This window comes from Paenibacillus sp. NRS-1760 (genome assembly GCF_050467785.1).
Taxonomy (GTDB): domain Bacteria; phylum Bacillota; class Bacilli; order Paenibacillales; family Paenibacillaceae; genus Pristimantibacillus.
Window position 1 is genome coordinate 970,883 of sequence record NZ_JBITPK010000014.1, and the last position, 12,620, is coordinate 983,502.

The window sequence follows — 12,620 nt, forward strand, 5'->3', positions numbered from 1 at the left end:
TAGATCAAAAGTTAATTTATTGCCTTAAGAGGTAAGGAGTTACTACTTTGATTCAAGTATCAGTGTAAATACGGAGAAGCTTGACAAGGAGCAAGTGGAATATGGGATTGTATGTTAGATACTAAACCATGTAAAAAGAAAAGCCGAAATAGGAAACGGCTTCTACTAAATTAATTAGTGGTGATTCATAAAATATAAAAACCAAACTGCATGATTTTGTTCATCTGCTGCAGCTTGTGTAAACAAATCTTTAATAACAGGATTATCAGTTTTTCTTGCTATCTCATGATAAAAATCAACAGTTTCTTGCTCAGCATTAAATGCTACGGATACTCCTTTTTGAAAATCTGTTTGGCATTCTTCTGTTCTTTCTGGAATTGGTTGTTTTCCAGTTAACCATGTGTATATTTGCGAAAACATGTTAAAATGTCTAATTTCATCATTTCTTATTTCGAGTATTTTATTTTTAATATCAGCGGTTGGAGCTTGATTTGCTAGTTGTTCATAGCAGTAAATGGCAGAATATTCTCCATTTAAAGTTTTTGATAATTCTTCAATACCAATAAACATCATATCTTCAAAAGGATTTTGTGTCTGATTTAACGCAAGAAAATGTTTTTCAACTTCATTTAAGTGTTTGCGGTATTCGCCGCCATAGTAGAGATGCAATGGATGGTCCATATATTCATATTTATCAGCAAGCATTTTGTAAGTTGAAGCCAGTTTCAAATGATATTGCCATGCTAATCTATTACTTATTCTATTCAAAAGATTCACTCCTTAAAATTAGGCTCAAACCCATCATATGCAGTTACCTATTAGTGGGAGTGGGCTTTATCTATAGAAACATCACTGAATATTGAGGAACGTAGGAGGGGAAGTATTTGCTATTTAATTACCTGAATTGAAATTTTGCCTTCTAAGACTATGGATGAAAAGAAATTGTTTCATGACTAAAATAATATTTCTTCCCTTCAAACAGGTGATCGGAATTAGAAGACTGTCTAGAAAGGATAATTTCCTTTTTTTTGGAGGGTCTTTTCGTTTTATAGGTGGTGAAATGCTATTACTGCACGCTGAAGACAGGCGCTTTATCTTAGTACCGGGTAACCGATTTATCTTCGAAGATTAGAAAATTTTCTCAATTGGCTTCGTACGCATACCCCCACAAACGACATTATAAATCCGAAACTAGTTTATTAACGAAAGTGAAAGGAGCGGCTCATGAAACACTCGAAAGCGGTAACGCTTATAAGCCGGATCTACCAAAACCAACATCCGTTATTTGATTCCGAGGAGACGGCTAAAGCAGCAATTGACGATATCGATATTTTCCAAGTCGCTCCCCAAGTTTATTATTTATTGAAGAGCAGCGGCTTATTGGAAGCCGTGCCTTCCGAGCACCGAAGCAGGCTTAAATCGGGCGTGGATGCTGTTTTGTTTCAAAACATGCTGATCCGCTCCGAGATGTACAAGCTTCTTGATGCGTTTGAGCGTTCAGGAATTCAAGTGATCGTGCTGAAAGGCATTCGGCTGTCTGAACGTTTTTTTGGACATTTTTCGGGCAGGGGAACATCCGATATCGATCTGCTTGTACGTCCAGAAGATTTGGATAAGGCGGTTGCCCTATTGGAGCGCCATGAGTTTATCCGGTATATAGAAGACGATGCGGATCATTTCCATATGCTGTTGAATAAATTTTATGCGAATGAGGATTTCCCGCTGCTCGGGGTGGAGCTGCATTGGAATATTTTGCGCGAACATGTCTCGGATACGGATATGAGCAGCTTTTGGATGGATGCAGAACCGATTTCTCCCTATCAGTTGGTGAAGGAGCTTTCGGCCAAGGACACCTTTTACTACCTATGCCTTCATGGCTATAACCATAATATGTTATCACTGAAGTACGTTATCGATATTTTGCACGTCCTGAGATGCTGCAGCGCAGAAATAGACTACGGCCAGCTCTTTGCACAGGCAAAGAGCGATGGGAACTATGCCAAAGTACTAATTGCGCTGACAATTGTCTATGACTTGTTTCCCGAGCTGCATGAAACCAAGCCGCTAAACGTACGGAGACGCTGGCCGCTTTGGAATATCGAACTGATGCGAAATGCCCAATTTGGGATCAGAAACTGGCGATTTTATGGCTTCCATCTGTTTTCTGCCTTCGTCGCCTACGATTCGGTTAAACAACAGTGGGCGCATCTGCGTTATTTACTGCTGCCGCCAAGAGATTATGCCTTAGACCTATTAAAGTATGCCAATAGATCAGATGTCCCGGATTCGAATGCGCCGATGAGCAAAATCTATGCCAAAATCTATAAGAGAAGACTACAATTTTGGATTCGAACCATTCGTGCCAAACAAAAGAAGAATTAAATCAAATATTCTCGTTTTAGATATACAAAAAGCAGGTATTAATACATTTTATCGTAGTATTATTTTACTAAATTTCATAAATATCATTGACTATAACTATAATATGACATAAATTCCTTGAAAGGAGGTGAACGAAATGAAAAAATATGAAGCTCCTAAAGTACTTACGCAGCATACTGTCGAATTTGGAACAGCAAGACCAAGCGATAAAGTCGGTGGCTACGAATGGTGCCAAAAACGTAATTTTAAACCTATGTTTTGCAGGCATTTTATCGGAGGTTAACTAGAAAGCAATGATAGATTTTATCTGAGAAGCGGAGCTAACGATCGAGTTTGCTCCCTTTTTATTCTCAGGAATAACTTCTGAAGAACGGGCGGTGCATAATGATGTACACATTGCATACACAGGTCGGCAGGAGTTCGATCGATTTTCAAATTCAAACTACCTTTTTATATGATGAATTGACCGCGCGTTTTCGTTCCTTTGAAGCAAGCAGAAATCTTGAAGCGCCTAACATTCACGTGGAGGTCTATGACTTTTACGGGAAACCTTTCGACGACGGTCCTGTCGAGATTCAAGAGAACGGCAGCGAATATGTCTATATCCGTGCGGACTATAAGCTGGTGACAACACCTGATTACAGCCAGGCAAAAATTTATGTTCACGATGACCTTGCACTCAAGCACGCCTTAATCAATCTCTACAGCGCCTGGCTGATCCATCGGCGCGCAGGGCTGCTCATCCATTCGTCATGCGTGGTGGAGGATGACCGCGCTTGGATGTTCGCCGGGCCATCAGGAGCAGGCAAGTCGACGGTAGCTGATCTTTCCGTTCCCCGTCCTATTCTTTCCGATGAGGCTACGCTCCTATTGTTTGAGCCGGATGGTTCAATTACAATCCACGATTCCCCATTTCGGAGTGAAATGGAAGAAGCATGCGAGCTTCCAAGCAGTCCTTTGGCAGGCATTCATTTTCTGATCCAATCGCAGGATGTAAGGCGGGTAGGTATCCGCAAAGGCGACGCGCTGATTTCACTTCTTGATAAGGTCTTTTATTGGGAGCATAACAAGCTGGAAACGGCAAAGATGATTGCGCTTTGCAAGCAGGCGGTAGAAGGCGTACCGGCTTATGAGCTATATTTTCAGAAAAACGATACCTTTTGGGGAGTGATATCATGACGATACTGGCAGACCAAACACTGCTGAGACGGGAAAATATCGAGACGGCTGAGCTGGATGGCGAGTGGCTGCTGCTGAACATCGACACCCACGCCATCACGAAAGTGAACGAGCTTGGAGGTTATATTTGGTCGATTCTTCCCGAATTTCCAACTGTCGCGGAGCTGGCAGAAAAAGTACATACCGAATATGGCGTTGAGATGGAAGTTGTCCTCGATGACGTTCAGGCGTTTGTTGAGATGCTGATTGAGGCCGGACTGCTAATAAATGCATGATTTGACGCCAGTTATGTCAGCAGTAATCCAGCGAACCGGAAAGATCGAGCTGCCCTCTGCGGGTATCAGCATGTATCCCTTGATCAAGGAAGGAAACGTAAGCACTTTCTTGTCCGTGCAACGGGAAAAATTGAAACTTGGCGATATATGTTTATTTGTTACGGACCAAGGTGCGTTGATCGGACACAGGCTGTACGCCGTAAAGCAGGACGGCTCAAAGGAATTATTTATCTTCAAGGGAGATACATGCTATGAGCCGGATGATCCCGTACCGTTCACAAGCATTCTGGGACGATGGTCCGGCGTTCGCCGTAACAACCGTTTTCAAGCTTCGAATCATTGGAGATCCAGGCTGCTTGCTGTACTGGCTTTGCGTGTACCTAAATGGCACAAAGTGATTCGATGGTGCGCAGAAAGAAACGAGCGTATGTAACTGCCGGAAAGTGACATTGACAAAGGAGTATTTTAAATTGAAAACGGAGAATGCGAAGCGGGAAGCTGGTAAACCTGTTAACGGCGTCGCAGTCAAACAACAGGATACGGAGAATCCATGGCTCCGTATAAGGGCGGATGTGGATCTCACCCTACGACGATTTCGGCATTACGAGGTTATTTTCAAGACTTTGACCATGGAAATGGTGGACGGGCAAGGGAAAACCATCATGACCTTCCATAAGAATAACATGATCGATGTATCCGTTCGCGAGGCTTTCGGCGGAGCATCGTTTTTTATTATAACTGGTGATGGCGAGATAGAAGCTGCGAGATTCTCACTTCCGTACATCGAGCCTTTCCGACAGGCTATTCCCGCGATAAGGAACTGGTTGGCGGAAGGGGACGAAACTGGAGGTCTTACCCTCCCAGCTCTAGAAGAAAGTACGGAAACGTATAGATGCTCAAAATGCGACAAAACCGCCTCTCCCGGAACAAGCAAGTGTTTAAATTGCAGCAGCAAATGGTCCTTGCTGCGCAGGTTGGCGGCTTATTGTACCCCGTACCGAAGCCCCATGCTGGTAAGTGCGCTGCTGCTTGTTTTATCCGTATTTATTGAAGTGATCCCACCCTATTTGATCAAAATGATTGTGGATGAAGTGGCCAAACCGTCTGGAAGCTTGAATATGCTTTTTGCCTTGGCAAGCGGTTTGGCCCTTGTACAGGTGTTATCTGCTGCGATGCAAGTCATCCGAAGCTACCTTGGCGTTCGAATAGGCGGGAAACTGGTAGGGGCGATCCGCCGGGATATGTTCGGCGCTTTAATGAAGCTTTCGATGCGCTTCTTCGATCACCGCCAGGTCTCTCAATTTATCGGCCGTATCCAGGATGATACTGATGAATTAAAAGAATTTTTGACAAACGGCATGGTGTATCTAGTCACGCAGATGCTGCTCGCCGTAGGCATCCTGTTTATGCTATTCCATCTGAATTGGCAGCTGGCAGCGATGATTCTGATCCCGACCCCATTCTTGTTTGCCGGATTCTATTGGCTGTGGAAGAGGCTGAGCTCACTTTGGTATTCGCAATGGCAATCTGCTTTGCATGTCAACAATGTGATTGGCGAAGCGCTACAAGGCATTCGAGTCATTAAAGCCTTTGCGCAGGAAAATGCCGAGAAAAACCGTTTTGACAAGGTGAATAATCATTGGATCAATCGCACGATTTCCTTCGGTAATCTTTGGCTTGGCGTATCTCCGATTTTTACGGTACTGACGGCTGTGTTCGGCATCGCTGTTTGGTATTTGGGAGGACGATCGGTCATGTCCGGCACCATGTCTATTGGAACATTGACCGCCTTTACGACCTATTTGCTCATGTTCTTCGGGCCTGTTCAAGCCTCCGGACAGCTATTAAGCTGGCTTAACCGCTCGCTTGGCTCGGCCGAACGGATTCTCGAAATCATCGATGCGAAGGTTGATGTCCCTGATAAGCGGGACGCGGTAGAGCTTTCTTCCGTGTCTGGCGAGATCCGCTTTCATGGTGTACGTTACGGGTATGAAGTTGAACGACCGGTGCTAAAAGATATTAACCTCACTATACGCCCCGGTGAAATGATCGGGCTGGTTGGCCGCTCCGGTGCAGGGAAAACGACTCTCATAAACATGATTTGCCGATTTTATGACCCGAATGCTGGAAGCGTTGCGCTTGACGGGCACGACTTGAGAGATATCCGGCAGGAGAGTCTCCGGAAGCATATTGGCGTCGTGCTTCAGGAAACGTTTTTGTTCGATGGTACGATTGCCGAGAACATAGCCTACGGCCGTCCGGATAGTCCGCCGGAGACCATTATCGCAGCTGCCCACGCCGCGAATGCCCACGATTTTATTTGTTGTCTGCCGGAAGGCTACGATACGCGCGTCGGGGAACGCGGACACCGTTTATCGGGCGGGGAGAAACAGCGTATCGCAATTGCGAGAGCGCTGCTGCTTGATCCGGAGATTTTGATCTTAGATGAAGCGACAGCATCTGTTGATACGGAGACGGAGCGGCTCATTCAAGAAGCGTTAAGCCGCTTAATCCGGGGAAGAACCACTATCGCGATTGCCCATCGCTTATCCACTTTACGTCATGCAGACAGGCTTGTAGTCCTCGACCAAGGCCGCATTGTTGAAATGGGGACGCATGAAGAGCTTTACGCGAAACAAACGCATTATTATCGTTTGGTCGAATCGCAAAAACAAACAGCGAAAATACCATCGGAGGTCGGATAAGATGAACCCGTTATTCTTTTTAAGCCGCTCGGAGCTAAGTCAAATCCGTTTGTTCCGATCTTCTGAAGGTATTTTGCATTTGGAGCAGGAAGGTAAGGGGTTTGCCCGCGTAACACTTATTCGCAGTTTTCCGTATACAATGCCCGACAGGTTCATCTCGGTTCGCTCGGCGGAAGGGCGTGAAATTGCAATGATACAGGATGTGAAGCTTCTCACGGAAGATAGCTTTCAGGCGGTACGAGAAGAGCTTGACCGAAATTATATGATTCCTGTCATTAAACAAATCCTGACTGTAAGAAAAAGAGGCAGCGAGTGGTATTTGCAGGTCGATACGAATTATGGCCCGGCAGCATTGGTCATGGATAACCTTCATGAAAATATCCAACCCGTAACGGAAAGCCGCTGGATGGTAACGGACAATGAAGGCCGCCGCTTCGAGCTGTCCGATCCAGAGCAGATGGATGCCCGAAGCCGTGAAAATTGGAAGAAGCTGATCTGATTAACGGTTTGTAAAAGTCAGGAGGTATTCGTATGGGGAAAAAAGGGTCATCCTCTTATGAAAACACTGATTTTTTTGTTAACTACTTATCGGGAAGAAACCGCGCAGACTCTGTCAATACCTATCAAATGAATGCACCCGCGCGCCTTAGGGAGGCTGTACAACTTCCAAATTACCATTGTTTCAGCTAATTTGTCCGCTGAATACTTCTTCGATTCGTTTCGGGTACAAAGATATTGGAGATTTGTTGTAGTTGTTGTAGTGCCATTTGATGTCCTTGTATAGCTGTTTGAATACAAGCACAATTATCGCAAACAAATACCCCCAGTGAAACTGAGGGTATTTAAGTAACCTAATTCAACATTTAAGCACGATCACGATCTCGAGCACGATTTCTAGCACCCGCTAATCCAAGTAAACCTAAAAGACCAAGCCAACCCCAATTTGAACCACGATTATCTGATGTTGCATTTGTTCTATAGTTGTTAGCGTTCAAAGATGTATTGTAATTATTGGTTCGATAATTTTGATAGTCATCTGTATTTAATGCACGATTAGTGTCATTAGTGACGCGATTGACATCGTAACGAAGCTCTTGTCCCGGTGTATTAGCGTTACTTTCCGCTGATACAGAAATTGAGTTGAACATCATTAAACAGCTGATAAAGCCAATTAATAAAATATTTTTCATTTGATTACCTCGCTCTGTTTTGATTTTAATACTATGATATGTTTTGTAGTAAAGCTTAAATTTATACAAAAAATTAATTGTCATTAAAGGCGTGGCGGAAAATGTTTTGCGTCATTGGGCTCTCACGTTTCTTTTATTCCAACAATCCCAATTCCTCATATACCTTATTTGATACAACAACGTTCTGCGCCAAATGATGATCACGTTGAAAATGTTTTACAGCTGTGGTTGTATTCGAGCGAAATTTTCCATTATATATTCCATTAAAGTATCCGGAGCCCTTTAAACGAGACTGAATTAGTTGTACATCTTCTCCGACGTCACCTTCCGCCAAATCCCTCGGTTCATGATTCGGATCCCCCAATATGTGTCCATATATCGTTACTTTAGCCCCGAGTGGAATCATTTCGAATAATTCAATGACATCATTGTTGCGCATACGTATACAACCGTGACTCAAATGCTGCCCGATAGAAAACGGTTTGTTCGTGCCGTGAATGCCATAATTCCCCCAAGGGACGTTTAATCCTAGCCATCGTGGACCAAAAGAGGGACCCCAGTTTTCTCCCTTGTATACGACTTTGTATTCCTTGTTAGTTTGTATCTAAGAATTGGGGTGTAGAAAGCAATTCCGTTATCAGTAAGCAATGTATCACATTCTTCAATCTCCATCTTTGCTTGATCAATGAGAGCATCCAGTATTTTTTTAAGTCTTTGATATCTCCTCCTGAGATATTATATCCATTAGTGGATAATGCATAGATGTACGCAATTGCCTTGAATTTGGGCGAAATATAGATTAGTCTGAAACTGAAGCAGCATTATCACCTTTCCAAATTATCCATACCAGAATACCCATCGATACGACTCCACCAAGTAATCCTAATGCCATATCTTTTTGCGTATCAAAGATATCACCTTGCATTCCAACAAATTTGGCTTCGCCACCAGATCCGGCTACTAAGGCCGCAGACATTTCTAAGATCTCGAATAGTGCGCTAAAACTGAGCACAACGGCAACTGGCAGAGCTATTGACCAAATTCCGTGTAACTTAACTTTGGATTTTAAAATCTCATAGAATGGAAAAGCAAAGAACAATCCAAAGAAGAAATGAACGACTCGATCGTAATAGCTTCTTCTTGTATGAAATAATGTTTTTAGCCAATGGTCAAATGGTGTGCCTTCATATGTATAATGTGCCGCATAAGTATGAAGACAAAAGAAAACAAGCATCTGAAGATAGGACAGATTTGAAAAACGAAACCATTTATAAGTAAAAATAAGGATAAGGATAACCAAGATTAGCGGTAAGCTATCAGCTAGCCATTGAGAACGCTCAGTGGGTGATATGGCCATAAGACCAAAAAATAGAATGAAGATGAAGATCATGAATTTTAAAGGTTTATTTCGAGCAAAAGGAATGCTTGTACTTGTCCAGTCCATTCGTTCTTTAGTCATGGGAATTTCACTCCTTACATTGGTGATCGTATGATTCCCGGTTATAGGAAAATAAATACAGAACGCTGGCAAGAAATGAATCAGCAAATCAAATTTTAGTGGAAGCCAAAATTATCGGAGCAAAAAAAGAGTGAATACCTAAGACCGTGGGAGGTGCTAGATGCAAGAGAAGTAACGTGGTGCTTTCTAAACGGGATGCTGGGATAGTATTAATCCCAGACAACCCAATTGGAATAGAAGTCATTTAGATGATCCAGACGGTAAGTAATTATAGATCTGGTGGAGTAAAGACTTTAATTGCTTATTTGGACGAGGTTCCAGAAGATCAAGCTCATTAAATGTACTTACAATGTGGCGGCCTTTTAATCGAATGTACGGTTTTAGTTTTTTTGATTTCTTCTTCATGCTAATCACTAAGACCTCCTGAAATTTATGATAATGGATTATTTTATGTCTAAGGAAGGCAGATCGCCTGTGCATTCGCCAAAAGTGTTGTATCTAAAGGGTTATATAGATGACTTGCTGTGAGTGCGATAGAGCAACAAAATTCGTTGAATACAGAAATACATGGAAGGACTTAATGGGATGCTTAACGGAAGAAGTACCCGAGCAGCCGAATGTATGAAGCTAACGGTCCTACCTTACATAAAAAATACCCTCCAGATGTTTGGGAGGGCTAGACGGACTTAGATAAGTTGAATAAGTTGTTCAGCATGAGCGAGTTGTTGTGAATTGTGAATTTTGAATGTTTGCTTATTGTTGTTCCTCCAAGTTTTTGTAATTTGTTTTTTTGACTAGCTTATTTTGCCATTGATATTTAGATTTTCACCTAATTTAAAAACAAATAATGCTGCATATTCGATTTAATTCGAAATGCAGCATTAGGAAGTGAAGATTTATTTATTTTAACCATCTCAAAACAATTTTAATTGCATTCACACATCTATTACCTAACTGAATCTGGTGACTAACCATTTTAATCCTTTCGGTGAGCTTCGTCGTTGTTATCGTCAGCAGCTTCTCCAACCTTATTTCCCAATGCTGCGCCTACGATACCGCCAACAACAGTTCCAACAGGACCCAAAGCAGAGCCTACGACTGCACCTGCAGCAATACCACCCGCCGTTCCTACAGCTTTTCCGATGTCAGCTTCATCCGTATTGTTACTATTTTGGTCAGAATCAAGATTTCGATTGAGTTCTTCATTTTTAGTCATTTAATTTCACTCCTTCGTTTTAAAGACAGCTGCTATATTTACCGTAGTCACAATGAATATCATGTCCTAAATAGTATGAAAGGATTCATTTCTTGATGAGCTTGAAGCTATTGCGCGGTAATCGATCCGGACAAAGGGATGTGTAAGGATGTCTCGCATGCTGAATTCGCTGCTTCAATGCTTGGATGAATTAAAATCGGAGAGTATATTACATGCTGCAACCATTTTGGATGCAGAATTGGATTCTGTAATATGGGGAAGATTTGATACAAAAATGAAATATGATGCCCCAACAGATTCAGAGACGTTTACTGGAAGGATGACTCACGAATTCGGAAACGATTTTTAGTATGGATACAAAAACACGTCTCTTTTTTGCAATGAAAATATCCCCACCAAGGTTCACTCAATCTTCATGTAACAACACGAAGTTTTTTGAGTGTCTACTTAAAGGGGATAATACCATACCTTAAATTGAAGCAAGGGGGATTTGTAATTATGTGGATTCATTACACTTCAATGATGATTGGTAAAACCATTGGCCGTCTTTTTGTTTTTGCATAAAGCAGCTTACTTGTAGATTCTTTAATACGATGTTTTAATATAGACCATTTACCGTCGTTTCCATTTTCCTGTAAGTCAGCAATGGTTTTCGTCACAAGTCGACCTACTTCGCCTAATAAAGCTTCGGATTCTCTAACGTATACGAAACCTCTGCTAATAATATCAGGCCCGGATAGTACGGAGCCTTCTATACGACTAAGAGTGACAACAACAACAAGGATGCCATCCTCGGCAAGATGTTTTCGATCGCGTAATACAATGTTTCCGATGTCGCCAATGCCTAAACCATCGATAAGTGTATTACCTGCGGTAACTTTACGTGTTTGTTGTACTTGATTTCCTGATAGGTCAAGAACATCTCCGTTATTCATTATATATATATTATCCTTCTCTACTCCAACAGACTCAGCAAGTAAGCGATGCTGGTATAACATGCGATATTCTCCGTGGATAGGGATGAAATAGGTTGGTTTCATTAGCGTAAGCATAAGTTTAAGCTCTTCTTGGCTGCCGTGACCAGACACATGCATTCCTGTCGCTACACCTGATCCATGAATAACATGAGCCCCAAGCATATACAGATGGTCTATCATGCTAGCAACGTTCTTTTCATTCCCTGGAATTGGTGATGACGCGAGGATAACCGTATCACCAGAAGATATTTCTGTATGTGGATAGGTGGAGCTAGCGAGACGCGAGAGTGCAGCCATCGGTTCACCCTGACTTCCCGTACACAATACCGCAACTCTTTCTCTCGGGAGGTGATTGGCTTCTTTTGCTTCAATGATCATGCCTTCGGGAATGTGGATATAACCGAGCTCCTGAGCAATCGTTACGACGTTGATCATGCTGCGACCAAGCAGCAGGAGCTTGCGGTTTGTTAGAATAGAAGCATCCACAACCTGCTGTAAGCGATTAATGTTGGAAGCAAAGGTGGACAAAAATATTTTATTTGTTGCTTTCTGAAAAGCATCTGCGATTTTTTCCCCTACCAATCGTTCAGAAGGAGTAAAACCTGGTCGCTCAGCGTTCGTGCTCTCGGATAATAAAGCAAGCACCCCTTCTTCACCAATTTTCGCCATCCTATGAATGTCTGGGAATTGTTTATTGGAAGGAGAGAGATCAAATTTGAAGTCACCCGTATGAACGACCGTACCTTCTGGCGTCTTTAATACGATACCAACACAGTCTGGAATGCTATGGTTTGTACGAAAAAAAGAAAGCTGAAAGCTTCTTCCTAATTCAATAAATGAGTCTGTTTTAATTTCATGAAATAAGGCTCCTTTGAGACGATGTTCGTTTAGCTTTCCCTTGATTAAACCGAGTGTTAGACGAGTTCCATATACAGGAATATTTAGCTGTTTCAATATATAAGGAATTCCGCCGATATGATCTTCATGTCCGTGCGTGATCACTAATGCGCGTACTTTTTCTTGATTCTCCAGCAAATAGGAAATGTCAGGGACGATTAGATCTATGCCGGGCAGACTCTCGTCTGGAAATTTAGAGCCACAGTCAATGACAATGATGTCATCAGCGTATTGGATGACATACATATTCTTTCCGATTTCGAATACACCGCCAAGGGCAAAAATAGATAGTTTATTCAACTCTTTATTATTCATCTCCAACAAACCTCCGCATCATTGG

The 12,620-nt window shown here is 42.4% G+C and carries 13 protein-coding genes and 2 pseudogenes; 8 read left to right on the forward strand and 7 right to left on the reverse strand.

All coding sequences use genetic code 11. The features are described 5' to 3' along the window. Positions 1-174: 174 nt before the first annotated feature. On the reverse strand, positions 175-768 hold the full coding sequence (locus ACIFSR_RS23550) for a ferritin-like domain-containing protein (RefSeq protein WP_430060303.1): 594 nt from the start codon (positions 766-768) through the stop codon (positions 175-177). 456 nt (positions 769-1,224) lie between these two features. Here ACIFSR_RS23550 and ACIFSR_RS23555 point away from each other — a divergent pair, with 456 nt between their 5' ends. From ACIFSR_RS23555 to ACIFSR_RS23585, 7 genes are all read left to right on the forward strand, one after another. Further along, positions 1,225-2,382: a nucleotidyltransferase domain-containing protein gene (locus ACIFSR_RS23555; RefSeq protein ID WP_430060305.1), complete on the forward strand. Its 1,158-nt coding sequence runs from the start codon at positions 1,225-1,227 to the stop codon at positions 2,380-2,382. Positions 2,383-2,518: 136 nt separating this feature from the next. After that, positions 2,519-2,665: a hypothetical protein gene (locus ACIFSR_RS23560; RefSeq protein WP_179089784.1), complete on the forward strand. Its 147-nt coding sequence runs from the start codon at positions 2,519-2,521 to the stop codon at positions 2,663-2,665. A 101-nt stretch (positions 2,666-2,766) separates the two neighbouring features. Continuing rightward, a complete protein-coding gene (locus ACIFSR_RS23565) occupies positions 2,767-3,561 on the forward strand; it encodes a hypothetical protein (RefSeq protein WP_339204202.1) in 795 nt (264 codons plus the stop codon). Continuing rightward, positions 3,558-3,836: a PqqD family protein gene (locus ACIFSR_RS23570; RefSeq protein WP_339204201.1), complete on the forward strand. Its 279-nt coding sequence runs from the start codon at positions 3,558-3,560 to the stop codon at positions 3,834-3,836. Before ACIFSR_RS23565 ends, ACIFSR_RS23570 begins: the two co-directional genes overlap by 4 nt. Beyond that, positions 3,829-4,269, forward strand: a complete 441-nt coding sequence (locus ACIFSR_RS23575) for a hypothetical protein (RefSeq protein ID WP_430060307.1) — start codon at positions 3,829-3,831, stop codon at positions 4,267-4,269. Before ACIFSR_RS23570 ends, ACIFSR_RS23575 begins: the two co-directional genes overlap by 8 nt. Positions 4,270-4,306: 37 nt before the next feature. Further along, positions 4,307-6,541, forward strand: coding sequence for an ABC transporter ATP-binding protein (locus ACIFSR_RS23580; RefSeq protein WP_430060309.1), 2,235 nt, complete (start codon positions 4,307-4,309; stop codon positions 6,539-6,541). A gap of 1 nt (position 6,542) precedes the next feature. After that, positions 6,543-7,040, forward strand: a complete 498-nt coding sequence (locus ACIFSR_RS23585) for a DUF1854 domain-containing protein (RefSeq protein ID WP_430060311.1) — start codon at positions 6,543-6,545, stop codon at positions 7,038-7,040. 364 nt (positions 7,041-7,404) lie between these two features. Here ACIFSR_RS23585 and ACIFSR_RS23590 read toward each other — a convergent pair whose 3' ends face one another. From ACIFSR_RS23590 to ACIFSR_RS23610, 5 genes and pseudogenes are all read right to left on the reverse strand, one after another. After that, on the reverse strand, positions 7,405-7,731 hold the full coding sequence (locus tag ACIFSR_RS23590) for a WGxxGxxG family protein (RefSeq protein ID WP_339204196.1): 327 nt from the start codon (positions 7,729-7,731) through the stop codon (positions 7,405-7,407). 133 nt (positions 7,732-7,864) lie between these two features. Beyond that, positions 7,865-8,320, reverse strand: a pseudogene (locus ACIFSR_RS23595) (L,D-transpeptidase family protein); the annotation flags it as partial. Positions 8,321-8,355: 35 nt separating this feature from the next. Beyond that, a pseudogene (locus ACIFSR_RS23600) lies at positions 8,356-8,442 on the reverse strand (DUF3231 family protein); the annotation flags it as partial. Positions 8,443-8,530: 88 nt separating this feature from the next. Beyond that, on the reverse strand, positions 8,531-9,190 hold the full coding sequence (locus ACIFSR_RS23605; RefSeq protein ID WP_430060314.1) for a DUF2238 domain-containing protein: 660 nt from the start codon (positions 9,188-9,190) through the stop codon (positions 8,531-8,533). Positions 9,191-10,166: 976 nt separating this feature from the next. After that, positions 10,167-10,406 (reverse strand): glycine zipper domain-containing protein, encoded by a 240-nt coding sequence (locus ACIFSR_RS23610; RefSeq protein WP_339204194.1) that lies wholly within the window; start codon positions 10,404-10,406, stop codon positions 10,167-10,169. A gap of 148 nt (positions 10,407-10,554) precedes the next feature. Between ACIFSR_RS23610 and ACIFSR_RS23615 the strand changes: the two genes are divergently transcribed. After that, the gene (locus tag ACIFSR_RS23615) at positions 10,555-10,755 is read left to right on the forward strand and encodes a hypothetical protein (RefSeq protein ID WP_339204193.1); all 201 of its coding nucleotides are present in this window, start codon (positions 10,555-10,557) and stop codon (positions 10,753-10,755) included. Positions 10,756-10,915: 160 nt separating this feature from the next. On the opposite strand, the gene ACIFSR_RS23620 is transcribed toward ACIFSR_RS23615, so the two are convergent. Next, positions 10,916-12,595 (reverse strand): ribonuclease J, encoded by a 1,680-nt coding sequence (locus ACIFSR_RS23620; RefSeq protein ID WP_339204192.1) that lies wholly within the window; start codon positions 12,593-12,595, stop codon positions 10,916-10,918. Positions 12,596-12,620 lie beyond the last annotated feature (25 nt).